This window comes from Pseudaquabacterium inlustre, from assembly GCF_038066595.1.
GTDB lineage: Bacteria > Pseudomonadota > Gammaproteobacteria > Burkholderiales > Burkholderiaceae_C > Pseudaquabacterium > Pseudaquabacterium inlustre.
Genome location: NZ_JBBUTH010000001.1, coordinates 45,745 through 67,716, shown reverse-complemented (window position 1 = coordinate 67,716; position 21,972 = coordinate 45,745). Strand labels below are relative to the sequence as shown.

At 70.8% G+C, this 21,972-nt stretch carries 21 protein-coding genes; 18 read left to right on the top strand and 3 right to left on the bottom strand.

The window, feature by feature from the left end; all coding sequences use genetic code 11:
* Positions 1-8 precede the first annotated feature (8 nt).
* The 5 genes from AACH10_RS00320 to AACH10_RS00300 all read left to right on the top strand — a co-directional run bounded on the left by AACH10_RS00320 (position 9) and on the right by AACH10_RS00300 (position 3,331).
* The gene (locus tag AACH10_RS00320) at positions 9-503 is read left to right on the top strand and encodes a hypothetical protein (protein ID WP_341408357.1); all 495 of its coding nucleotides are present in this window, start codon (positions 9-11) and stop codon (positions 501-503) included.
* Positions 504-529: 26 nt separating this feature from the next.
* The gene (locus AACH10_RS00315) at positions 530-886 is read left to right on the top strand and encodes a Spx/MgsR family RNA polymerase-binding regulatory protein (RefSeq protein WP_341408356.1); all 357 of its coding nucleotides are present in this window, start codon (positions 530-532) and stop codon (positions 884-886) included.
* A gap of 91 nt (positions 887-977) precedes the next feature.
* Positions 978-1,787 carry a crotonase/enoyl-CoA hydratase family protein gene (locus AACH10_RS00310; RefSeq protein WP_341408355.1) on the top strand — a complete coding sequence of 270 codons (810 nt, stop codon included), beginning with the start codon at positions 978-980 and terminating at the stop codon, positions 1,785-1,787.
* 28 nt (positions 1,788-1,815) lie between these two features.
* Positions 1,816-2,478 carry an NUDIX hydrolase gene (locus AACH10_RS00305; RefSeq protein WP_341408354.1) on the top strand — a complete coding sequence of 221 codons (663 nt, stop codon included), beginning with the start codon at positions 1,816-1,818 and terminating at the stop codon, positions 2,476-2,478.
* A 64-nt stretch (positions 2,479-2,542) separates the two neighbouring features.
* A complete protein-coding gene (locus tag AACH10_RS00300) occupies positions 2,543-3,331 on the top strand; it encodes a DUF3047 domain-containing protein (RefSeq protein WP_341408353.1) in 789 nt (262 codons plus the stop codon).
* Between the two features lie 36 nt (positions 3,332-3,367).
* On the opposite strand, the gene AACH10_RS00295 is transcribed toward AACH10_RS00300, so the two are convergent.
* Genes AACH10_RS00295 through AACH10_RS00285 form a run of 3 tightly spaced genes read right to left on the bottom strand, consistent with a single transcriptional unit; the run spans position 3,368 to position 6,121 of the window.
* Positions 3,368-4,561, bottom strand: coding sequence for an amidohydrolase family protein (locus AACH10_RS00295; RefSeq protein ID WP_341408352.1), 1,194 nt, complete (start codon positions 4,559-4,561; stop codon positions 3,368-3,370).
* A gap of 59 nt (positions 4,562-4,620) precedes the next feature.
* Positions 4,621-5,319, bottom strand: coding sequence for a TetR family transcriptional regulator (locus AACH10_RS00290; protein WP_341408351.1), 699 nt, complete (start codon positions 5,317-5,319; stop codon positions 4,621-4,623).
* 28 nt (positions 5,320-5,347) lie between these two features.
* The gene (locus tag AACH10_RS00285; RefSeq protein ID WP_341408350.1) at positions 5,348-6,121 is read right to left on the bottom strand and encodes a ferredoxin--NADP reductase; all 774 of its coding nucleotides are present in this window, start codon (positions 6,119-6,121) and stop codon (positions 5,348-5,350) included.
* Positions 6,122-6,372: 251 nt separating this feature from the next.
* Between AACH10_RS00285 and AACH10_RS00280 the strand changes: the two genes are divergently transcribed.
* From AACH10_RS00280 to AACH10_RS00220, 13 genes are all read left to right on the top strand, one after another.
* Positions 6,373-7,995 (top strand): 6-hydroxynicotinate reductase, encoded by a 1,623-nt coding sequence (locus AACH10_RS00280; RefSeq protein WP_341408349.1) that lies wholly within the window; start codon positions 6,373-6,375, stop codon positions 7,993-7,995.
* On the top strand, positions 7,992-8,888 hold the full coding sequence (locus AACH10_RS00275) for a UPF0280 family protein (RefSeq protein ID WP_341408348.1): 897 nt from the start codon (positions 7,992-7,994) through the stop codon (positions 8,886-8,888). The genes AACH10_RS00280 and AACH10_RS00275 overlap by 4 nt, the downstream gene beginning before the upstream one ends.
* Positions 8,889-8,927: 39 nt before the next feature.
* Positions 8,928-9,563, top strand: a complete 636-nt coding sequence (locus tag AACH10_RS00270; RefSeq protein ID WP_341409181.1) for an amino acid synthesis family protein — start codon at positions 8,928-8,930, stop codon at positions 9,561-9,563.
* A gap of 19 nt (positions 9,564-9,582) precedes the next feature.
* On the top strand, positions 9,583-10,167 hold the full coding sequence (locus AACH10_RS00265) for an amino acid synthesis family protein (RefSeq protein WP_341408347.1): 585 nt from the start codon (positions 9,583-9,585) through the stop codon (positions 10,165-10,167).
* A 64-nt stretch (positions 10,168-10,231) separates the two neighbouring features.
* Entirely contained in the window at positions 10,232-11,437 is a 1,206-nt protein-coding gene (locus tag AACH10_RS00260) for an ABC transporter substrate-binding protein (RefSeq protein WP_341408346.1), read from the top strand.
* Positions 11,438-11,556: 119 nt separating this feature from the next.
* Positions 11,557-13,443 carry an ABC transporter permease gene (locus AACH10_RS00255; RefSeq protein WP_341408345.1) on the top strand — a complete coding sequence of 629 codons (1,887 nt, stop codon included), beginning with the start codon at positions 11,557-11,559 and terminating at the stop codon, positions 13,441-13,443.
* Positions 13,440-14,213, top strand: coding sequence for an ABC transporter ATP-binding protein (locus AACH10_RS00250; RefSeq protein WP_341408344.1), 774 nt, complete (start codon positions 13,440-13,442; stop codon positions 14,211-14,213). The genes AACH10_RS00255 and AACH10_RS00250 overlap by 4 nt, the downstream gene beginning before the upstream one ends.
* Positions 14,210-14,941 (top strand): ABC transporter ATP-binding protein, encoded by a 732-nt coding sequence (locus AACH10_RS00245; RefSeq protein ID WP_341408343.1) that lies wholly within the window; start codon positions 14,210-14,212, stop codon positions 14,939-14,941. Before AACH10_RS00250 ends, AACH10_RS00245 begins: the two co-directional genes overlap by 4 nt.
* 35 nt (positions 14,942-14,976) lie before the next feature.
* Positions 14,977-15,702, top strand: a complete 726-nt coding sequence (pncA, locus tag AACH10_RS00240; protein WP_341408342.1) for a bifunctional nicotinamidase/pyrazinamidase — start codon at positions 14,977-14,979, stop codon at positions 15,700-15,702.
* The gene (locus AACH10_RS00235; RefSeq protein ID WP_341408341.1) at positions 15,699-16,883 is read left to right on the top strand and encodes an ABC transporter substrate-binding protein; all 1,185 of its coding nucleotides are present in this window, start codon (positions 15,699-15,701) and stop codon (positions 16,881-16,883) included. Before pncA ends, AACH10_RS00235 begins: the two co-directional genes overlap by 4 nt.
* On the top strand, positions 16,880-17,353 hold the full coding sequence (locus tag AACH10_RS00230; protein ID WP_341408340.1) for a (2Fe-2S)-binding protein: 474 nt from the start codon (positions 16,880-16,882) through the stop codon (positions 17,351-17,353). Before AACH10_RS00235 ends, AACH10_RS00230 begins: the two co-directional genes overlap by 4 nt.
* Entirely contained in the window at positions 17,350-21,039 is a 3,690-nt protein-coding gene (locus AACH10_RS00225) for a molybdopterin cofactor-binding domain-containing protein (protein WP_341408339.1), read from the top strand. Before AACH10_RS00230 ends, AACH10_RS00225 begins: the two co-directional genes overlap by 4 nt.
* Positions 21,036-21,971: a DMT family transporter gene (locus tag AACH10_RS00220; RefSeq protein ID WP_341408338.1), complete on the top strand. Its 936-nt coding sequence runs from the start codon at positions 21,036-21,038 to the stop codon at positions 21,969-21,971. Before AACH10_RS00225 ends, AACH10_RS00220 begins: the two co-directional genes overlap by 4 nt.
* Position 21,972: the final 1 nt, after the last annotated feature.

Genomic DNA, 21,972 nt, shown 5'->3' with positions numbered 1-21,972 from the left:
ATGCCGGCATGCACATCCGATTCCTTTCCACCGGCGCCATGCTGGCGGCGCTGTGGCTGGCCGCCGGCTGCAGCGTGCTGAGCCCGGTGCTGCCCAGCGCCGGCCAGGACGAGGCCGCGGCCGTGGCCGCCCTCGGCCAGCCCACCGCCCGCTACCCCATGCCGCAAGGCGCCACGCGGCTGGAGTTCGCCCGCGGGCCGCTGGGCCGCGAGACCTACATGGTCGACCTCGATGCCCAGGGCCGCGTCACCCAGGCCGAGCAGGTGCTCGATCTGTGGCACCTCAAGCGCGTGACCGACGGCATGGACCGCGAGGCGCTGCTGCGCCTGCTGGGCCGGCCCGGCGACCGCCAGCGCGAGTACATGAACCGCGAGACCTGGTACTGGCGCTATGCCAACAACGACTGCCTGGTGTTCGCCGTGACGCTGAACGCCCAGGGCCGCGTGGTGCATGGCGGCGGCGTGATGCCCGATCCGCGCTGCGAGCTGCCGTCTGCGAAGTGACGCCAAGTGACGACCCGGAACCCGACATGAGCACCACCTTCTATGGCATCCCCAAATGCGACACTGTCAAGCGCGCTCGCGCCTGGCTCACCGAGCACGGCCACGCGCACCAGTTCCATGACTTCAAGAAGGCCGGCGTGCCCACCGGCGAGGCCGGGCTGGACGGCTGGATCGCGGCCGCCGGCTGGGAGCGCCTGGTGAACCGCCAGGGCACCACCTGGCGCAAGCTGGACGAGGCCGTGCGCGCCGCGGTGGTGGACGCCGCCAGCGCCCGCGCGCTGATGCTGGCCCAGCCCAGCGTCATCAAGCGCCCGGTGGTGCGCTGGGCCGATGGCGCGCTGACGGTGGGCTTCGACCCGGCGGAGTTCGCGAAGCACGCCTGAGCCGTTCTCGCCACCTGCGCGACAGGGCGGCCGCACGGCCGCTGCCAGAATCTTCGGCAGTTCCGGACACAGACCCCCGAGGAGACAAGGCATGGACCAGCGCGTGCGCGTGACGATCGACGAGGCCGGCGTGGCCGAGGTGGCGCTGACCCGCGCCGACAAGATGAACGCGCTGGACATGGCCATGTTCGACGCCATCGCCGCGGCCATCACGCAGCTCAAGAGCGCGCCGAACGTGCGCGCCGTGGTGCTGCACGGCGAGGGCCGGGCGTTTTGCGCCGGGCTGGACAGCAGCCGCTTCTCCAAGATCGCCGACGGCGCCGATGGCGGTGTGCGCGACCTGCGGCCGCGCACCCACGGCTTGGCCAACTCGGCGCAGTACCTGGGCCTGGGCTGGCGCGAGCTGCCGGTGCCTGTGATCGCGGCGGTGCAGGGCGTGGCTTTCGGTGGCGGCCTGCAGCTGGCACTCGGCGCCGACATCCGCCTGATCACACCCGATGCGCGCCTGAGCGTCATGGAGATCAAGTGGGGCCTGGTGCCCGACATGGCCGGCGTGGCACTGATGCGCGGCCTGGTGCGTGACGACCTGGCGCGCGAGCTCACCTACACCGGCCGCGAGGTGGCGGGCGAGGAGGCCGTGCGCGTGGGCCTGGCCACCCGCGTGTGCGCCGATCCGCTGGCCGAGGCGCGCGCCATGGCCAAGGCCATCGCCCACCGCAGCCCCAGCGCCATCCGCGCCGGCAAACGCCTGATGAACCTGGCCAACGAGACGCTGGATGCCAGTGCCGCCAAGCTGCTGCAGGCCGAGAGCGACGAGCAGGTGGCGCTGATGGGCGCGCCGCACCAGGTGGAGGCCGTGCGCGCCAACCTGGAAAAGCGCGCGCCGGTGTTCAAGGACTGACCCTTCCGGCCCCTGCTGCTCCTGTCGCATGGACCGCACCGACGCGCTGCGCGAGCAGATCGCCGGCCGCCTGGCGGCCTGGGCACACCATGCGCCCGACGCCAGCGGCTGCAAGCTGGCGGCGGTGGGCCTGGTGGTGGCCGACGAGGGCACCGGCGCCGGCCTGCGCGGGCTGACCGGCAAGCCGCGCGGCTGGAGCACCCGCGCCGCGCTGATCCTCACCCGCCGCGCCGCGAAGATGAACCGCCATGCCGGCCAGTGGGCTCTGCCCGGTGGCCGCATGGATGCCGGCGAGACCCCCGAGCAGACCGTGCTGCGCGAGCTGCACGAGGAAGTGGGCCTGGCGCTGCCGCTCGACGCGGTGCTGGGCCGGCTGGACAGCTTCGTCACGCGCTCGGGCTATGCCATCACGCCGGTGGTGCTGTGGGCCGGTACGGCGCGCGAGCTGGCCCCCAATCCCGACGAGGTGGCCAGCATCCACCGCATCCCGCTGCAGGAATTTCTGCGCGAGGACGCGCCCATCCTCGAGCCGCTGGAGGGCAGCGCGCACCCGGTGCTGAAGATGCCGGTGGGCCAGCAGTGGATTGCCGCGCCCACCGCGGCGCTGATCTACCAGTTCCGCGAGGTGTGCCTGCATGGACGCGACACGCGGGTCTGGCATTACGAGCAACCGCGCTTTGCCTGGCGCTGAGCCGGCCGCACCAGGCCACGGCTTTGCGCGATGATGGGGGCAGAGCCTGCCCCGCCTTGCCACCATGCCTGCCACTGCCCAGCCCGCATCCACCAGGTCGCAGCCGACACCGGCCTCCCGGCCGGCCATCGCCAGGGGGCGGCGGATGCTGGCGCTGGGCCTCGGTGTGGCACTGGCCGGGGGCCTGTGGGCCGCGGGCAATGTGCTGCGGCCCCTGGTGGGCGCCGACGAGGCGCCGCTGGCGCCCTGGCATGTGGCCGGCCTGCCCAAGCAGGCCAAGCCCTTCACGCAGTTCCGCGTGGTGACGCTGGACGGCGAGCGCGTGCTGCGGGTCGATGCCGACCAGTCCTACGGCAACCTGGTGCAAGCCGTGGCGCCCGGCAGCCCGGCCCATTCACTGGCCTGGCGCTGGCGGCTGGACGAGCCCAACCCGCGCGCCGACATCACGCGCAAGGAAGGCGACGACACGCCGGTGAAGGTGTGCGCCTTCTTCGACGAGCCGCTCACCGCCGTGCCCTTCGTCGAGCGCCAGCTGCTGCGCGTGGCGCGCGGCATGAGCAACGAACCGCTGCCCGCGGCCAGCGTGTGCTACCTGTGGGACAACCGCCTGCCGCCGGGCAGCACCGGCATCAACGCCTTCACGCGGCGCATCCGCTACGTGGTGCTGCGCGGGCCGGAGGCCGCGCTGCACCGCTGGCAGGTGGAGCGCCGCGATGTCGTGGCCGACTTCATGCGCCTGTTCGGTGACGAGACCGACACCGTGCCGCCGCTGATGGGCATCGGTGTGGGCGGGGATGCCGACAACACCCACGCCCACAGCGTGGCGCATGTGGCGGATGTGACGCTGGAATAGCGGCCGGGCCTCAGTTCCCCCGCTCAGTGCCCCTGTTCAGTGCCCGACGACGATGGGTACCTCGGTGGCCGGCGGCGTGTTGCGGCTGCGGCCACAGCGCACGATGCCGTCGATCATCACCATGCCCACGCCCGGGATGTCGCCCAGCTGCACGCTCTCCAGCAGCGTCTTGCCGGCGGTGTGCTGGGCGCGGTCCATGAACACGAAGTCGGCGTCGCGCCCCACCTCGATCAGGCCGCAGTTCAGCGAGCGGATCTTGGCCGTGTTGCCGGTGGCGAAGCAGAACACCAGCTCGGCCGGGATGCCGCTCAGGCTGGACAGCAGGCTGATCATGCGCAGCATGCCCAGCGGCTGCACTCCTGAGCCGGCGGGCCCGTCGGTGCCCAGGATCACGCGGTGCGGGCACTTCAGCTGCATGGCGGCCTGGGCCGCGGCGATGGCCACGCGCTCGTTGCCGTTGTGCACGATCTCGATCGCGCGGCTGCTCTTTTCGCACAGCGTGCACACGTCGCGCTCGGGCAGGCTGGTGTGGCCGCCGTTGATGTGGCCGATGACGTCGGCATCGGCCTCCAGCACCACGTCCTTGTCGATCAGGCCCGAGCCGGGGATGCTGGGCCCGCCGGTGTGGATGGTGCTCTGGATGCCATGCTGGCGCGCCCAGGCCACCATTTCCTTGGCTTCGTAGCCGGCCTTCACGCTGCCCAGGCCCACCTCGCCCAGCAGCTTGACGCCGGCGGCGGCCAGCTCGGCGAAGTCGCTCTCGACCATGCCCTTCTCGATGACCGGCGCACCGGCCACCACCTTCACGCCACCGGGGCGGAAGTTGTCGAAGGCGCGCTGCGCCGTGATGGCCAGGGCCTTCAGGCCGACGATGTCCTTCGGCCGGCCGGGAAGGTGCACCTCGCCGGCCGAGATCATGGTGGTGACGCCGCCGTTCATCGTGCTGTCGATCCAGCCGATCTGGTTCTGGCGCGGCGTCCAGTCGCCGAACACCGGGTGCACATGGCTGTCGATCAGGCCCGGCGCCACGCAGGTGCCACGGGCGTCGATCAGCGTGGTGGGTTCGGCCGTGTCGCAATCCTTCTCGCGGCCCACGGCGGTGATCACGCCGTCCATCACCACGATGCAGTCGGCATCGAGGATGGGGCGGTCCAGGTCGCCCGAAAGCATCAGCCCGATGTTGCGGATCACCACCTTGCCGGACTTGCCGCCCGCTGCCACTTCGGCCATTGCTGAGTCACTCCATCAAAAATTGATGTAGTGCAGGCTACATGAAATGACGGGAGCCCTCAAGCCCGCACGGCGCGTTGCACGGCGTCGATGACGAAGGCTTCCCAGTGCGCCAGTGCGGCCGGGGCCTCGAGGTTCTCGCCCAGGAACGACGACAGCGTGTGCCGGTTGCTGAGGTAGAAGTAGGCCATCGCGGCGATCATCAGGTAGACATCGCGCGCGGCCAGGCCGGCGCGGAACTGGCCCTTGGCCATGCCGTTGCGCAGCACGCGGTCGGTGATGCCGATGGCCGGCGACGAGTACTCGCGCGCCTTGGGGCTCTTGGCCAGGTGGCGGCCGCGGTGCAGGTTCTCGGTGTTCAGCAGCGTGATGAACTCGGGGTGCTGCTGGTAGTAGCCCCAGATGAAGCGGATCACCTGCTCCAGCGCGCGCCGCGGCTGGTCTTCGTCGAGCACCAGCGACTGCTCGGCCTCGTTGAAGCGGCGGTAGGTGTCTTCCAGCACCGCGATGAACAGCCCCTCCTTCGACCCGAAGTAGTAGTAGATCATCCGGTCGTAGGACTTGGCCGCCTTGCTGATGGCCTCGATGCGGCCACCGTCGTAGCCGCTCTTGGCAAACACCTTGGTGGCCGCGCGCAGGATGGCCTCGCGCGTGGCCTGCGCGGCCAGCTCGCGCACGCCGGGCTTGCGCGTGCCGTCGGCGGCGCGTGCCGACTTGCGGGCCACCTTGGCGGCGGGCTGGCGGCGGGCGGTGGCCATGCGCGGCGGTTGGGGCGGTTGGGTCGGCTTACTGCTCGACGAAGGCGCGCTCGACCACGTAGTCGCCCGGCGTCGAGGTGTTGCCTTCCTTGAAGCCGCGCTGTTCCAGGATCACCTTCAGGTCCTTCAGCAGGCCCGGGCTGCCGCAGATCATCACGCGGTCTTCGGCCGGGTTCAGCGCTGGCACGCCCAGGTCGGTGAACAGTTTGCCGCTCTCGATCAGGTCGGTGCTGCGGCCCTGGTTCTTGAACGGCTCGCGGGTGACGGTGGGGTAGTACTTCAACTGCTTGCTGACCATCTCGCCCAGGAACTCGTGCTGGGGCAGCTCCTGCGTGATGTAGTCGTGGTAAGCCAGTTCCTTCACCTCGCGCACGCCGTGCACCAGGATCACTTCCTCGAAGCGCTCATAGGTGTCGGGGTCGCGGATGATGCTCATGAACGGCGCCAGGCCGGTGCCCGAGCTCAGCAGGTACAGGCGCTTGGCCGGCAGCAGGTAATCGATGACCAGGGTGCCGGTGGGCTTCTTGCCGACGATCAGCGTGTCGCCGGGCTGGATGTGCTGCAGCTTGCTGGTCAGCGGGCCGTCCTGCACCTTGATGCTCAGGAACTCCAGCGTCTCCTCGTAGTTGGCGCTGGCCACGCTGTAGGCGCGCAGCAGCGGCTTGCCGTTGACGCGCAGGCCGATCATCGTGAAGTGGCCGTTCGAGAACCGCAGCGCGGGGTCGCGCGTGGTGGTGAAGGAGAACAGGCGGTCCGTCCAGTGGTGAACGGTCAGGACCTTTTCTTCGTGGAAGGCGCTCATGGTGCTGTGCTGCGTAAGACGGGGGCGAGGGCGACGGGGGTGTATGTGCAATGAACGTGCCGCGTCTGGTGCGCAGGCGCGGCGGGCACGCGGCTTGCACCACCTGCTGCGATGAATGTAGCATCGGCTACATCAAACGTTAAGCAGGCACTACATGAAAGGCCGGCGCGCGATGCAACCCCGCATTTTGCCTCAGACACGCGTTTTCCCTGATTCGGCGCGTTTTGCCTCAACGCAGGGCGCCATGCACCATGTCTGAACACGAGCACACCAAGACCGATGGGCTGGGCGAACTGCCGGCCGTGCCGGTGGCCGCCGACGCGCCGGCCCTGCGTGCCGAGTGGCGCGCCGCGCCGCGCAACGACAAGATGGCCGCGCACAAGATCGAGTGCAACGCCTGCCCGGTGCTGTGCCAGATCAGCGAGGGCAAGCCCGGCGCCTGCGACCGCTACGCCAACCAGGGCGGCACGCTGGTGCGGGTGGATCCGGTGCTGATCGTCGACCGGCGGCTGGCGGCGGGGGCGAGCGCCGACCTGGTGCCGTTCCTGGCTGACGCGCAGGCCCTGCCGGCGGCCGCTGCCGATGATTCATCGTCCGACGGCGACCGCTTCTTCGTCACCGCCGTCGGCGCGTCCACCACCTACCCCGACTACAAGCCCGCGCCCTTCATCGTGGGCTCCCAGGTGCGGGGCGTGGACATGGTCACCGTGGTCACCGAGGGCATCTTCAGCTACTGCAGCCTGAAGCTGAAGATCGACACCGACCGCTGGCTGGGCCCCGAACAGGCCAATGTGCGCTGCAAGGGCGAGGTGGTGGGCCATGTGTCCACCGCCGAATACGGCTCGCAGATGCTCAGCCTGGGCGGCGTGCACCACATCACCGGCGGCAGCAAGAAGGAAGGTCGCGTCACGGTGGAGATGATGCAGGCGCTGGGCAACCAGCAGGCGATGGAGTTGAGCATCGACGGCGGTGCCACCATTGTGGTGCAGGCCGGCCAGCCGCCCATCGTCAACGGCGTGCCCGAGAGCCGCATGCGCGTGGGCTGCGGCTCGGCCACCGTGGGCATCTTCGCCGAGCAGTTCAAGGGCGTGGCCGACGAGGTGGTGGTGGTGGACGACCACATCACCGGCGTGCTCACTGAGCACCAGGCCGGCCGCTGCCTGCAGATGCGGCCCTCGGGCCTGAAGATCCGCGGCCGCAAGAGCACGCCGGGCCGCTGGTTCCAGGTGGCCAACCCCGGCACCGGCTGGGGCGGCACCGACCTGACCGATCCGCTGGCCATCGTGGATGGCTGGGATGCCGATCTGGCCTGGCCCGGCCTGCGCGTGCTGATGACCAGCACCACCGGCGAGCATGCCGCCTGGTATGTGCTGGATGCCGACCTGAAGCCGCAGCCGGCCGAGATGCCGGCGGCGGCCCGCGCCATCGTCGAGCGCATCGGCGAGAACTGCGAGCCGGCGCTGTGCACGGTGCTGTTCATCGGCGGCGCCGGCGGCAGCCTGCGTGCCGGCGTCACCGACAACCCGGTGCGGCTCACACGCGCCATCAAGCAGGCCATCGTCAACGTCACCTGCGGCGGCGCGCCGGCCTATGTGTGGCCAGGCGGCGGCATCACGGTGATGGTGGACGTGACGCGCATGCCGGCCAACAGCTTCGGCACCGTGCCCACGCCGGCCATCGTGGCGCCCATCGAGTTCACGATGCGCGCCAGCGACTACCAGGCGCTGGGCGGCCACATGGCCTATGTGCGGCCGCTGGCCCAGGTGCTGGCCACCGGTGGCTGGCATCGCGATGGCGCGCCGCTGGCGCGGCAGGCCATCGCGCCCGCTTCGGCCAATGCCTGGCCCTTGGTCAGCGGGCCGCTGCTCGGATGAACGGGGCCACGCGCGCCCAACTGTCCGACGGCCGCTGGCACCTCCAGCACGGGCCGATCGATCTGGTGATCGCGGCCGATGGCGAGGCCGAGGCCGTGGCGGCGGCGCATGCTGCCGCCTGGGCGCGCTTCGAGTCGTTGCTGGGTGAACTGGTGGCCGAACTGCCGCTGCTGCGCCGGCCCTTGCAGCCCGATGCGCAGCCAGCGCTGCAAGGCGCGGTGGCTCGCCGGATGGTGGCGGCCTGCCTGCCGTTTGCCGGCCACATCTTCATCACGCCGATGGCCGCCGTGGCGGGTGCGGTGGCGCAAGAGATCGTGGCCGCCTATCAGCGCCCTGGCATCGCGCGCGCCTGGGTGAACAACGGCGGCGACATTGCGCTGCATCTGGCCGATGGCGCCTCGGCCACCGTGGGGCTGTATGCCGATCTGTCGCGCTTCGATGCCGGTGCGGCCGCGCGCACCGTGGCGGGGCAGGGCACGGTGGATGGCCGCTTCACGGTGCATGCGGCCAGCCCGGTGCGCGGCGTGGCCACCAGCGGCTGGCGCGGACGAAGTTTCTCGCTGGGCATCGCCGACAGCGTCACGGTGCTGGCGGCCACGGCCGCCCAGGCCGATGCGGCGGCCACGGTGATCGCCAATGCGGTGAACGTGGCGCATCCCGCCATCCAGCGCCGCCCGGCGAACCTGCTGCGCGACGACACCGACCTGGGCGAGATCCTGGTCACCACCGACGTGCCGTCCCTGCCGCCCGACCTGGTGCGGCAGGCGCTGGCCCAGGGCCTGCGCTGCGCCCAGGCACTGCAACGCCAGGGCCTGCTCATCGACGCCGCGCTGGTGTGTCAGGGTTCCCTCGCTCGAACCCCTGAAAGCCAGCCGCTACAGTGCCTGGCCTGAGGCCTTGGTTCAGTAATTGCTAAACGAGATGACATGACCCTGATCGACATCCGCCGCATCGTCACCAGCGTGGAAGACATCTTCCACGAAGGCGGCCCGTGCGCCGAGACACCGCTGCGCCGCGGCAGCATTGCGGCCGTGCTGACCAACCCGTACGCCGGCCGCTACGAGCCCGACATCCTGCCGATGATGGAGGCTCTGAATCCGGTGGGCCTGGACATGGCGAAACGCCTGCTGGCCGCGATGGCGGTGCCGGCATCCGACATCCAGGGCTACGGCAAGGGCGCCATCATCGGCGCGGCCGGCGAGCAGGAGCATGGCGCGCTGTGGCATGTGCCCGGTGGCTACGCCATGCGCGAACTGCTGGGCTGGAAGGGCGATGCCGCGGCCTATGCCAAGGGGCAATCCAGCGGCGGCCAGAGTGGCAACGCGCTGGCCATCGTGCCCAGCACCAAGAAGGTGGGCGGCCCCGGCTGCACGCTGGACGTGCCGCTGACCCACATCAATGCCAGCTATGTGCGCAGCCATTTCGACGCCATCGAGGTGCGCGTGCCCGGCGCGCCGCGGCCCGACGAGATGATCGTGATCCTGGCGATGAGCACCGGCGCGCGGGTTCATGCGCGTGTCGGTGGCCTGGCTGCCGACGCCATCGCCAAATGGGACGGCCAACGCTGACCGCAACCAGGAGCACACCATGAGCGCACAGATCCGCAAGCTCGTCGTCCAGGTGGACGAAACCCGCCGCGAGATGGGCCGCGACATCAGCCCGCCCACGCGCCGCGCGCTGGCCATCGCGGTCATCGCCAACCCCTATGCCGGCCGCTATGCCGACAGCCTGGACGAGCTGATCGCCATCGGCGAAGAGCTCGGTGGCCTGCTGGGCGCCAGGTGCGTGCAGGCGCTGGGCATCGAGCCATCGGCCGCGCAAAGCTACGGCAAGGCCGCCATCGTCGGCGAGGCCGGTGAGCTGGAGCATGCCGCCGCCATCCTGCACCCCAAGCTGGGCGCGCCGCTGCGCGTGGCGGTGGAGAAGGGCGCGGCGCTGGTGCCCTCGGCCAAGAAGATGGGCGGTGTGGGCACGGCCATCGACGTGCCGCTGGGCCACAAGGACGCCGCCTTTGTGCGCAGCCATTTCGACGCCATCGAGGCCCGTGTGAGCGATGCGCCGCGCGCTGACGAGATCGTGGTGGCCGTGGCCGTCACCGACAGCGGCCGGCCGCTGCCGCGCATCGGCGGCTTGCAGGTGCACGAGATCCAGGGCAAGGACGGGCTCCGCTGAGCCCGAAGTCGCCCTCCGTTCGCACTACCCTTCTCACTTTCCCATCCTGTCGAGGACCCCGACCATGTTCCGCAGAAGCTTCATCGCCACCGCCGCCATCGCCACTCTGGGTGCCGCGGCCTTGTCCCCGGTTGCCGCGCAAGGCGTGATCAAGATCGGTGAGGTCAACAGCTACAAGGTGCAGCCCGCCTTCCTGGAGCCCTACAAGAAGGGCATGGAGCTGGCCGTCGAGGAGATCAACGCGGCCGGCGGCGTCAACGGCGCCAAGGTGCAGCTGATCACCCGCGACGACAACGGCAACCCGGGCGACGCGGTGCGTGCCGCCGAAGAGCTGGTGTCGCGCGAGAAGGTGGACGTGCTGACCGGCGGCTTCCTGTCGAACATCGGCCTGGCGCTGGCCGACTTCGCCAAGCAGAAGAAGTTCTTCTACCTGGCCAGCGAGCCGCTGACCGACAAGATCGTCTGGCAGAACGGCAACAAGTACACCTTCCGCCTGCGCCCCAGCACCTACATGCAGAGCGCGATGCTGGTGCCCGAGGCGGCCAAGCTGAAGAAGAAGCGCTGGGCCATCGTCTACCCCAACTACGAGTACGGCCAGAGCGCCGTGGCCACCTTCAAGGCTTTGCTGAAGGCGGCCCAGCCCGATGTGGAGTTCGTCGCCGAGCAGGCGCCGCCGCTGGGCAAGCTGGATGCCGGCAGCGTGGTGCAGGCCCTGGCCGATGCCAAGCCCGATGCGGTGTTCAACGTGCTGTTCGGCGCCGACCTGGCCAAGTTCGTGCGCGAGGGCAACACCCGTGGCCTGTTCCAGGGCCGCGCCGTGGTCAGCATGCTGACCGGCGAGCCCGAGTACCTGGATCCGCTGAAGGACGAGACGCCCGATGGCTGGATCGTCACCGGCTACCCCTGGTACGGCATCCAGACGCCCGAGCACAAGGCCTTCTTCCTGGCCTACCACCGCAAGTACAACGACTACCCGCGCCTGGGGTCGGTGGTGGGCTACAGCGCCATCAAGAGCCTGGCCGCCGGCATCGCCAAGGCCAAGAGCGCCGACACCGAGAAGCTGATCACCGCCTTCCGCGGCCTGGAGCTGATGTCGCCGATGGGCAAGGTGGTGTACCGCGCGCAGGACCACCAGTCGACCATGGGCGCCTACGTGGGCAAGACCAAGAACGACAAGGGCAAGGGCACGATGGTGGACTACGTGTACTTCGACGGTGCCAAGTTCCAGCCGACGGATGCGGAAGTGGCCAAGCTCCGACCCGCGAACTGAGTCCCCCCCGAAGCGCCCAAGGGCGCTCCCCCCAGGGGGCGCCGCCAGTGGCCCGGCAAAGCCGGCTCCACGGCGGCCGCTGGGTTCGGCTGTTGCCTTGACCAAACTTCCACGATCTGATGGGCCTTTCAGGTTTTCTCGTCCAACTGCTCAACGGTCTGGCCGGCGCGTCGTCGCTGTTCCTGGTGGCCGCGGGGCTGTCGCTGATCTTCGGCGTCACGCGCATCGTCAACTTCGCGCACGGCTCGTTCTTCATGCTGGGCGTGTACGGCGCCTACACGCTGGTGGAGCAGGCCGGGCCGGTGATTGGCTTCTGGCCGGCGCTGGTGCTGGCGGCCGTGGGCGTGGGCGTGTTCGGCGCGTTGGTGGAGGTGGTGCTGCTGCGCCGCATCTACCGCGCGCCCGAGCTGTTCCAGCTGCTGGCCACCTTTGCGCTGGTGCTGGTGATCAAGGACGTGGCGCTGCGCCTGTGGGGCGCCGAGGATCTGTTGGGGCCGCGCGCGCCGGGGCTCACCGGCTCGCTGGACATCCTGGGCCGGCGCTTCCCGAGCTATGACCTGCTGCTGATCGCGGTCGGCCCGGTGGTGCTGGGCGCACTAACCCTGCTGCTCACCCGCACGCGCTGGGGCACGTTGGTTCGCGCCGCCACGCAAGACCGCGAGATGGTGGGCGCGCTCGGCGTCAACCAGGCCTGGTTGTTCACCAGCGTGTTCGCACTCGGCGCGCTGCTGGCCGGGCTGGGCGGCGCGCTGCAGCTGCCGCGCGAGCCGGCCTCGCTGAACCTGGATCTGCTGACCATCGGCGATGCCTTCGTGGTGGTGGTGGTGGGCGGCATGGGCTCGATCCCCGGCGCCTACGTGGCCGCGCTGCTGATCGCCGAGATCAAGGCGCTGTGCGTGGGCCTGGGCACGGTGGACTTGTTCGGCATCGCCTTCTCGTTCAGCAAGCTCACGCTGGTGGCCGAGTTCCTGGTGATGGCCGTGGTGCTGGTGTGGCGCCCCTGGGGTCTGATGGGCAAGGCGCAGGCCGCCAGCCGCAACGTGGGCGAGGCCGAGGCGCCGCTGCGCGCGGCCGGCCGGCCGCTGCTGATCGCGGCGGCCGTGGGGCTCACCGGCCTGGTGCTGCTGCCGGTGATTCTGGGCGGCGACAGCTACGGCGTGGTGCTGGCCATCGACCTGCTGACCGCCGCGCTGTTCGCGGCCAGCCTGCACTTCATCATGGGCCCGGCCGGCATGCACTCGTTCGGGCACGCCGCCTACTTCGGCCTGGGCGCTTACGCGGCGGCGCTGCTGATGCTCAAGGCCGGGCTGCCGATGGAGGTGGCGCTGCTGGTCTCGCCGGCGGTGGCCGCCCTGGGTGCGGCGGTGTTCGGCTGGTTCTGCGTGCGCCTGTCGGGCGTGTACCTGGCGATGCTGACGCTGGCCTTCGCGCAGATCTGCTGGTCCATCACCTTCCAGTGGGACGACGTGACCGGCGGCAGCAATGGCCTGACCGGCGTGTGGCCCGCCGAGTGGCTGAGTGACAAGCGCATGTACTACTGGCTGACGCTGGCGCTCGTGACCCTGGGCGTGCTGGCGCTGCGCCGCGTGCTGTTCTCGCCCTTCGGCTATGCCATGCGGGCCGGGCGTGATTCACCGCTGCGCGCCGATGCCATCGGCATCGACGTCAAGGCCAACCAGTGGGCGGCCTTTGTCGTGGCGGCGCTTTTCGCCGGCCTGTCGGGCGCACTCTTCGCGTTCAGCAAGGGCAGCATCTCGCCCGATGCGATGAGCGTGGGCAAGAGCGTCGACGGCCTGGTGATGGTGCTGCTGGGCGGCGTGCAGACGCTGGCCGGCCCGGTGGTGGGCGCCGTCACCTTCACCTGGCTGCAGGACGGCGTGGCGCGCGCCACCGAGTACTGGCGCGCCATGCTGGGCGGCACCATCCTGCTGCTGGTGCTGGCCTTCCCGCAGGGCATCGCGGGCTTTGTGGCACAACTGGCGGATCGCAGGAGGGCCGCAGCATGAGCCTCCTGACAGTGAAAGACCTGGGCAAGACCTTCGGCGGCAACCGCGCCGTCGACGGCATCAGCTTCAACGTGGCGGCCGGCGAACTGCTGGCGCTGATCGGCCCCAACGGCGCCGGCAAGAGCACCACCTTCAACATGGTGAACGGCCAGCTCAAGCCCGACAGCGGATCGATCCGCCTGAACGGCCAGGAACTGATCGGCCGCAAGCCGCGCGAGATCTGGAAGCAGGGCGTGGGCCGCACCTTCCAGATCGCCGAGACCTTCGCCTCGCTCACCGTGGTGGAGAACGTGCAGATGGCCCTGCTGTCGGCCGACGGCAAGCTGTTCTCGATGTGGCGCCGCGCGGCCGACCACCGCCGCGCCGACGCCATGCACCTGCTCGACCAGGTGGGCATGGCGCCGCAGGCAGACCGGCCCTGCAGCGTGCTGGCCTATGGCGATGTGAAGCGCGTGGAACTGGCCATCGCGCTGGCCAATGACCCCAAGCTGCTGCTGATGGACGAGCCCACCGCCGGCATGGCGCCCAAGGAGCGCAACGAACTGATGGCCCTGACCAAGCGCCTGGTGGTGGAGCGCGGCCTAGCCGTGCTGTTCACCGAGCACAGCATGGACGTGGTGTTCGCCCATGCCGACCGCGTGATCGTGCTGGCCCGCGGCCGCCTGATCGCCGAAGGCACGCCGGCCGAGATCCGCCAGCATCCCAAGGTGCAGGAGGTGTATTTCGGCTCTGGCAGCACGTTTGAAAAGAAGAGCGAGGTGGCCGCGTGAGTGCCGAGACCTTGCTTGAGGTCAGGAAGCTCGCCGCCTGGTACGGCGCGGCGCAGATCCTGTTCGATGTCGACCTGGACGTGAGGCGCGGCGAGGTGGTGGCGCTGATGGGCCGCAACGGCGCTGGCAAGAGCACCACGCTGAAGGCGGCCATGGGCCTGCTGGCCAAGCGTGCGGGCCAGGTGCGCTTCATGGGCCGCGATGTGTCGCGGCTGGAGCCGCATGCCATCGCCCGCTTAGGGCTTGGTTGGGTGCCCGAAGACCGCCGCGTGTTCAGCGACCTGAGCGTGATGGACAACCTGGCCGTGGGCCGGCAGCCGCCGCGTCACTGGCCCGATGGCTCGGCCGCGCCGGCCTGGACGCCCGAGGCGCTGTTCAAGCTGTTCCCGAACCTGGGCGAGATGCCCGACCGCCCCGGCGGCCGCATGAGCGGTGGCGAACAGCAGATGCTGACCGTGGCGCGCACGCTGATGGGCAACCCCTTCGTCGTGCTGCTCGACGAACCCAGCGAGGGCGTGGCCCCGGTCATCGTGGAGCAGATGGCGCAGATGATCCTGGCGCTCAAGCGCCAGGGTGTCAGCATCCTGCTGTCGGAACAGAACATGCATTTCGCCGAACTGGTGTCCGACCGGGCCTATGTGCTCGAGAAGGGCCAGATCCGCTGGCAGGGCACGATGGCCGAACTGGCGGCCGACGAGGCCGTGCGGCGGGCTTATCTGTCGATGTGAGCGTGTTGTCGTCATTCATCACCCAAGGAGTTGTCATGTCCACCCCAACCCAACGCCGCGCCTTCCTGCAATCCCTGTCGGCCGCCGGCCTGGCGGCCGCGCTGCCGCGCGCCTTTGCCGCCGATGCGCTCAAGCCCGGCGCCGATGCCGCACTGATCGTGGTGGACGTGCAGAACTGCTTCGTCACCGGCGGCACGCTGCCGGTGGCCAAGGGCGAGGAGGTGGTGCCGGTGATCAACAAGATCAGCGCCGCCTTCGCCAACATCGTGGTCACGCAGGACTGGCACACGCCGGGCCATGCCTCGTTCGCCAGCAGCTACGGCGGCAAGAAGCCGTTCGAGACCACCACGCTGAAGTACGGCCAGCAGGTGCTGTGGCCCGACCACTGCGTGCAGGGCACCGACGACGCCGCGCTGCACAAGGACCTGAAGCTGCCCACCGCGCAGCTGATCATCCGCAAGGGCTACAACAAGGGTGTCGACAGCTACTCGGCCTTCGAGGAAGCCGACCGCAAGACGGTCACGGGTCTCGCCGGCTACCTGAAGGCGCGCGGCATCAAGAAGCTCTACATCACCGGCCTGGCCACCGACTTCTGCGTGGCCTGGACGGCGATGGATGCGCGCAAGGCTGGCTTCGAGGTCTATGTGGTGGAAGACGCCTGCCGCGGCATCGACCTGAACGGCTCGCTGGCGGCGGCCTGGAAGCAGATGACGGCCAAGGGCGTGAAGCGCATCCAGAGCAGCGACATCGCCCTGGCGTGAGTCGCCCGGCCGTGACGCCGCGCCGGCGCGATGTGCTGCGGCTGCTGAGCCTGGGCGGCGCGGGCAGCGCCGCGCTGGCCGTGCCGTCTGCGGGGCATGCCGCTGGCGAGCCCATCGTGCTGGCCCAGGTGGCGTCAACCACCAATGCCTCGGCTGCCAACAACTCGCGCGGCATGCTGCTGGGCATGAATGCGCTGTTCGCGCAGGTCAATGCGCGTGGCGGCGTCAACGGTCGGCCGGTCAGCGTCGTCAACCATGACGACGATCTGAACCCGGGCCGCATGGTCGAGATCGTCAGCAAGCAGCTGCTGCCCGATCCGCGCGTGCTGGGCTTCATCGGCTTCGTCAACACCGGGGGCCTGACCGCACTGGCCAAGGACGAGGTGTTCGGCCGCCAGGGCATCGCGATGGTCGCGCCGCTGCAGGGCGACAAGGCGGTGATCGACGCCGAGAACGTGTTCCCGTTCCGCGCCGGCTATGCCGACGAGGTGCGCGCGCTGATCCAGCACGCCCGCACCATGAACCAGCAGCGCGTGGCCGTGGTGGCCTACAGCATCGCCTTCGGCCCGGCCATGGCCCGCTTGGCCGAGGCCGCCGCGCAGGAGGCCGGCATGCAGGTCAGCGTGGTCATGGTCGATGGTGCGCCCGACAAGATCGAGGCCAACATGGCCAGCGCCGCCGCCCAGGCCTTGGCCAGCAAGCCCGATGCGGTGCTGATGGTCTGCGCCGGCCGCTATGCCAGCGAACTGGCGAAGGCCCTGCGCGAGACCGCCGGCAGCGGCCTGTCGCTGCTGACGATGTCGGTGGTGATCGCCGAGCCGCTGGTCAAGGCCATCGGGGCCGAGAAGGCGCGCGGCATCGTCATCGCGCAGGCCGTGCCCTTTCCGTTCAGCGGGGCACTGCCGCTGGTGCTCGAGTACCAGCGGGCCATGAAGGCCGCCCATCCCGCCGAGCCGCTGTCCTTCGCGTCCATCGAAGGCTTTGCCGCGGCCAAGATCGCACTGGCGGGCCTGCAGCGCGCCGGTGCCAACCCGAGCCGCGAGCGTCTGGCACAGGCGCTGCTGGGCCTGGGCGAGTTGAACCTGGGCGGTGTCTTCGTCAACTACAGCCGCAGCGCCCGGCTGGGCTGGCGCCATGTGGAACTGAGCATCGTGGATGCCGCGGGGCAACTGCGCCGATGAGCCAAGGGCCCTTGCGCGTGAACGGGCGCGACTGCGCGGTGCAGGCCGCCGCCGGCACGTCCTTGCTCACCGTGCTGCGCAACGACCTGGGCCTGAACGGCCCCAAGTACGGCTGTGGCCTGGGCCAGTGCGGTGCCTGCACCGTGCTGGTGGATGGCGTGGCCGCGCGCAGCTGCGCCCTGCCGGTGGAAGGCGTGGCCGGACGCGAGGTCACCACGCTGGAGGGCCTGGGCACGCGTGACGCGCTGCACCCGGTGCAGCAGGCCTTCGTGGCGACGCAGGCCGCGCAATGCGGCTATTGCCTGAACGGCATGGTGATGACCACAGTGGCGCTGCTGCGCCGCACGCCACAGCCCACCGAGGCGCAGGCGCGGGCCGCGCTGTCGCACAACCTGTGCCGCTGCGGCACGCACCTCGAAATCCTGGCGGCGGTACAGGCCGCCGCGCAGGCGATGGCGGAGCGCGCATGAGCGGCACGCCCCGCGCTGAACACTGGCGCAGCCGCGCCGACTTCCGCGCCGCGCCCGGCGTGCTGCTGGTGCTGCGTGACCCGCCCGCGCCGCCACCGCCGGCCAAGGGCCAGCCGCCGATGGTGCCGGGCAACCCGGCCGAGGGCCCAGAGATCCTGCTGGCGCTGTGCGACGACGCCTGGCTGATCGGCCTGGCCGGCCATGTGGACCTGGGCACCGGCCTGGCCACTTCGCTGGCGCAGATCGCCGCCGAAGAGCTGGATCAGCCCTTCGAGCGCACCCGCATGCTGCTGGGCGACACCGGCCGCGCGCCCAACCAGGGCCCGACGATCGCCAGCAGCTCGATCCAGATCCACGCCCAGCCGCTGCGCCTGGCGGCGGCCCAGGCCCGGCTGTGGCTGCTGGCCGAGGCGGCGCGGCGCTGGGCCTGCGATGCCACCGCGCTGCGCACCGCAGCCGGCGCCGTGCATGCGCCCGACGGCCGCGTGCTGGACTACGCCGCGCTGGTGGCCGGGGCGCACACCGAGCTGATGCTGGACACCGCCACGCCCACCAAGCCGGTGGCCGACTACACGCTGGTCGGCCAGAGTGCCCCGCGCGTGGACCTGCCGGCCAAGGTGAGCGGCGAGGCCGTGTACGTGCACGACGTGCGCCGCCCCGGCATGCTGCACGGCCGCGTGGTGCGACCGCCCTATGCCGGCGTGGATGCCGGTGACTTCGTCGGCCGCTCGCTGCTCCATGTGGACGAAGGCTCGATCGCCCATATCCCCGGCATCGTCAAGCTGGTGGTGATCGGCGACTTTGTCGGCATCGTCGCCCAGCGCGAGGAGCAGGCCGACGCCGCGATGCGGGCGCTGCGCATCACCTGGGCGCCGTTCACGCCGCAGCCGGATCTGAGCGACCTGGCCCAGGCCATCAGCGCCAACCCGGCCACGGCGCGCGTGGTGTCGCAGCAGGGCGATATCGATGCCGCGCTCAATGGCGCGGCGCAGCGGCTGGACCGCAGCTATGTGTGGCCGTACCAGCTGCATGCCTCCATCGGCCCGTCATGCGCCGTGGCCGAGTGGCACACCGAGGCGCAAGGGCAGCCCAGCGCCACGGTGTGGGCCGGCACGCAGAACCCGCATGTGCTGCGCGCCGATCTGGCCAAGCTTACGGGCCTGGCCGACACCGCGATCGACGTGGTGCGTCTGGAAGCCTCGGGCTGCTACGGCCGCAACGGTGCCGATGACGTGGCCGCCGATGCGCTGCTGCTGGCCCGCGCGGTGGGCACGCCGGTGCGCGTGCAGCTCACGCGCGAGCAGGAGCATGCCTGGGAGCCCAAGGGCGCGGCACAGCTGATGACCGTGCGCGGCGGCCTGGATGCCCACGGCGCGCCGCTGGCCTATGACTTTGCCACCAGCTACCCCAGCAACGGCGCGCCCACGCTGGCGCTGCTGCTGACCGGCGCGGTGCCGGCCGTCAAGCAGGCCTTCGAGATGGGCGACCGCACCTCTGTGCCGCCCTATGGCTACCCGGCGCAGCGCATCACGGTCAACGACATGGCGCCCATCCTGCGCGCCAGCTGGCTGCGTGGCGTCTCGGCCTTGCCCAACAGCTTTGCGCACGAGAGCTACATCGACGAGCTGGCCCATGCCGCCGGCGCCGACCCGGTGGCCTACCGCCTGCAGCACCTGGGGGATGACCGCGCCGCCGAACTGCTGCGCGCCACCGCCGCCAAAGCCGGCTGGGTGCCGCACACCCAGCCTTGCGCCAAGCCGCCCGAGGGCGCGCAGGGCGAATGGCTGCAAGGCCAGGGCGTGGCCTATGCCCGCTATGTGCACAGCAAGTTCCCCGGCTACGGCGCGGCCTGGGCCGCCTGGGTGGCCGATGTGGCGGTGCACCGCGACACCGGCGAGGTGCATGTCAAGCGCGTGGTGGTGGGGCAGGACCAGGGCCTGATGGTCAACCCGAAAGGTATCGAGCAGCAGGTGCACGGCAACGTGCTGCAGACCACCAGCCGCGCGCTGAAAGAGCGGCTGGCCATCGAGCCCGCCACCCAGCTGCCGGAGAGCCGGGAGTGGGGCAGCTACCCCATCCTCAGCTTCCGCGAGGTGCCGGTGGTGGAGGTGCTGCTGATGCCGCGCCCTGGCGAGGCACCGCTGGGCGTGGGCGAATCGGCCTCGGTGCCCGGCACGGCGGCGATCGCCAACGCCATCTTCGACGCCACCGGCGTGCGCCTGCGCCAGCCGCCGTTCACGCCCGAGGTGGTGCGGGCGGCGATGCATCCGCTGCCCGCGCCACAGGCAAGTGCTTCGGCGGCTGCGCCAGTGGCCGATGCCGCGCCTGCCCATCCGGTGGCCGATCCCCAACGCCGCGCCCGCCCGTGGTGGGCCGTGGCCGGTGCGCTGGCGGCCGGTGGCCTGGGTCTCGTGGCCAGCCTGGCGGGCTGGAAGCCCGCCATCGCGCCGGTGCAGGCCAGCGCGGCCGGGCTGTACGCGCCCGAGGTCATCGAGCGCGGCCGGCAACTCGCGGCCATTGGCAACTGCGTGGCCTGCCACACCGCCGAAGGGGGCGTGCCCAATGCCGGCGGCCGGGCCATGCACACGCCCTTCGGCACGGTCTACACCACCAACCTCACGCCCGATGCGGCCACCGGCATCGGCGCCTGGAGCTTCAGCGCCTTCCAGCGCGCGATGCGCGAGGGCCTCTCGCGCGATGGCCGCCACCTGTACCCGGCGTTCCCGTACACGGCCTTCAGCCAGACCACCGACGACGACCTGCAGGCGCTGTACGCCTACCTGATGTCGCAGCCGGCCGTGGCCCAGGCGGTGCCCGAGACCCGGCTGGCCTTCCCATACAACATCCGCCCGCTGATGGCCGGCTGGAATGCGCTGCACCTCGACGCCGGCCCGGTGGCGGCCGACCCGAACCGCAGCGCGCAGTGGAACCGCGGCGCCTACCTGGTCAACGGCCTGGGCCATTGCGGCGCCTGCCACACGCCGCGCGATGCGCAGGGCGCTGAGCTGAGCCGCAGCGCCTACCTGGCCGGCGCGCAGGTGGATGGCTGGGAGGCGCCGCCGCTGGGTGCGCTGTCCAAGGGCCCGATCCCGTGGACCGAGGATGCGCTGACCCAGTACCTGCGCCGTGGCCACCACGCCCACCACGGCATCGCCGGCGGCCCGATGGCCGAGGTGGTGCAGGCCCTGGCCCAGGTGAACGAGGCCGACGTGCGGGCGATGGCGCATTACCTGGTGTCGCTGCAGCCCGACCGGCCGGCGGTGGAGGCCCAGGCCGTGGTGCAGGCCGCCGCTGCGCGCCAGCCGCAGCTGCTGGGCCCGGCGCAGCGCCTGTTCGACAGCGCCTGCGGTGCCTGCCACCACGACGGCGACGGTCCGCAGCTGCTGGGCCTGAACCAGCCGCTGGCGCTCAACGCCACGCTGCACAGCGCCCGGCCCGACAACCTGGTGCGCACCGTGATCGAGGGCCTGCAGCGGCCGGCCTTCGTCGAGATCGGCCACATGCCGGCCTTTGGCGACGCGCTGAACGACCGCCAGATCGCCGAGCTGGCCGGCTGGATGCGCCAGCGCTTCGCGCCGCAGCAGCCGGCCTGGGCCGACCTGCCGGCCACGGTGGCCCGGGTGCGCGCCGAGGTGCAGGCCGAGGTGGCCCGCCGCGCCGCTGCCTCGCGGGGCGCGGTGCGATGAGCGCGGGCCCCGGCGCGGGGCAGGGCAGTCGTTCACCCGCCCTGGGCCTGCTGCTGGGCATCGCCGCGATGGCCATGTTCGGCCTCACCGTGCCGATGACCCAGCTGGCCACCGGCACCGCCGCGGCGCCGCAGCTGTCGCCGCTGTTCGTCACCAGCGCCCGCGCGGTGGTGGCCGCGGGTTGCTCGGCCACGCTGCTGCTGGCCACGCGTGCCGGCTGGCCCACGCGCAGCCAATGGGCGATGCTGGCGCTGGCCGCGCTGGGCAATGCCATCGGCTACCCGCTGCTGCTGGCGCTGGCGCTGCGCACCGAGACCAGCCAGCACGCGGCCGTGATCATCGGCCTGGCGCCGTTGATGACCTCCGCGGTGGCGGCGCTGGCCTGGCGCCAGCGCGTGGCGGCCGGCTTCTGGGCCTGCGCCGTGGCCGGCTGCGCGCTGGTGGTGGCCTTCAGCCTGTGGCGCGCGCACCAGGCGGGGCAGGGCTTCACGCCGTCCACGGCCGATGCCGGCCTGGCGCTGGGCGTGCTGGCCGCGTCCGTGGGCTATGTGGCTGGTGCGCGCATCACGCCGGCGCTGGGTGCCGAGCGCGTGATCTGCTGGGTGACGCTGGCCGCGCTGCCGGTCACCTTGCCGCTGGCGCTGTGGAGCGGGGCGCAGCAGCCGGCCTTCGGCAGCGTTGTGCCATCGGCCTGGGCGGGCTTCGCTTATGTCAGCCTGTTCTCGATGTGGATCGGCTTTTTCGCCTGGTACCGCGCGCTGGCCTGGGGCGATGCGGTGCGGGTCAGCCAGGTGCAGCTGCTGCAGCCCTTCTTCGCGATGCTGTTCGCCTGGCCCATCCATGGCCAGCCGGTGGCGACCGAGAGCCTGGGCTTCGGCCTGGCGGTGGTGGCCACCGTGTGGCTGGGGCGGCGGCTGTCGCAGCCGCGCTGAA

Coding starts and splice junctions, on each gene's coding strand:
- AACH10_RS00265 (WP_341408347.1), top strand. CDS start 9,583: ATGAGCGCACAGATCCGCAAGCTCGTCGTCCAGGTGGACGAAACCCGC.
- AACH10_RS00300 (WP_341408353.1), top strand. CDS start 2,543: ATGCCTGCCACTGCCCAGCCCGCATCCACCAGGTCGCAGCCGACACCG.
- AACH10_RS00305 (WP_341408354.1), top strand. CDS start 1,816: ATGGACCGCACCGACGCGCTGCGCGAGCAGATCGCCGGCCGCCTGGCG.
- pncA (WP_341408342.1), top strand. CDS start 14,977: ATGTCCACCCCAACCCAACGCCGCGCCTTCCTGCAATCCCTGTCGGCC.
- AACH10_RS00320 (WP_341408357.1), top strand. CDS start 9: ATGCACATCCGATTCCTTTCCACCGGCGCCATGCTGGCGGCGCTGTGG.
- AACH10_RS00275 (WP_341408348.1), top strand. CDS start 7,992: ATGAACGGGGCCACGCGCGCCCAACTGTCCGACGGCCGCTGGCACCTC.
- AACH10_RS00290 (WP_341408351.1), bottom strand. CDS start 5,319: ATGGCCACCGCCCGCCGCCAGCCCGCCGCCAAGGTGGCCCGCAAGTCG.
- AACH10_RS00260 (WP_341408346.1), top strand. CDS start 10,232: ATGTTCCGCAGAAGCTTCATCGCCACCGCCGCCATCGCCACTCTGGGT.
- AACH10_RS00315 (WP_341408356.1), top strand. CDS start 530: ATGAGCACCACCTTCTATGGCATCCCCAAATGCGACACTGTCAAGCGC.
- AACH10_RS00310 (WP_341408355.1), top strand. CDS start 978: ATGGACCAGCGCGTGCGCGTGACGATCGACGAGGCCGGCGTGGCCGAG.
- AACH10_RS00280 (WP_341408349.1), top strand. CDS start 6,373: ATGTCTGAACACGAGCACACCAAGACCGATGGGCTGGGCGAACTGCCG.
- AACH10_RS00250 (WP_341408344.1), top strand. CDS start 13,440: ATGAGCCTCCTGACAGTGAAAGACCTGGGCAAGACCTTCGGCGGCAAC.
- AACH10_RS00285 (WP_341408350.1), bottom strand. CDS start 6,121: ATGAGCGCCTTCCACGAAGAAAAGGTCCTGACCGTTCACCACTGGACG.
- AACH10_RS00230 (WP_341408340.1), top strand. CDS start 16,880: ATGAGCCAAGGGCCCTTGCGCGTGAACGGGCGCGACTGCGCGGTGCAG.
- AACH10_RS00295 (WP_341408352.1), bottom strand. CDS start 4,561: ATGGCCGAAGTGGCAGCGGGCGGCAAGTCCGGCAAGGTGGTGATCCGC.
- AACH10_RS00220 (WP_341408338.1), top strand. CDS start 21,036: ATGAGCGCGGGCCCCGGCGCGGGGCAGGGCAGTCGTTCACCCGCCCTG.
- AACH10_RS00255 (WP_341408345.1), top strand. CDS start 11,557: ATGGGCCTTTCAGGTTTTCTCGTCCAACTGCTCAACGGTCTGGCCGGC.
- AACH10_RS00225 (WP_341408339.1), top strand. CDS start 17,350: ATGAGCGGCACGCCCCGCGCTGAACACTGGCGCAGCCGCGCCGACTTC.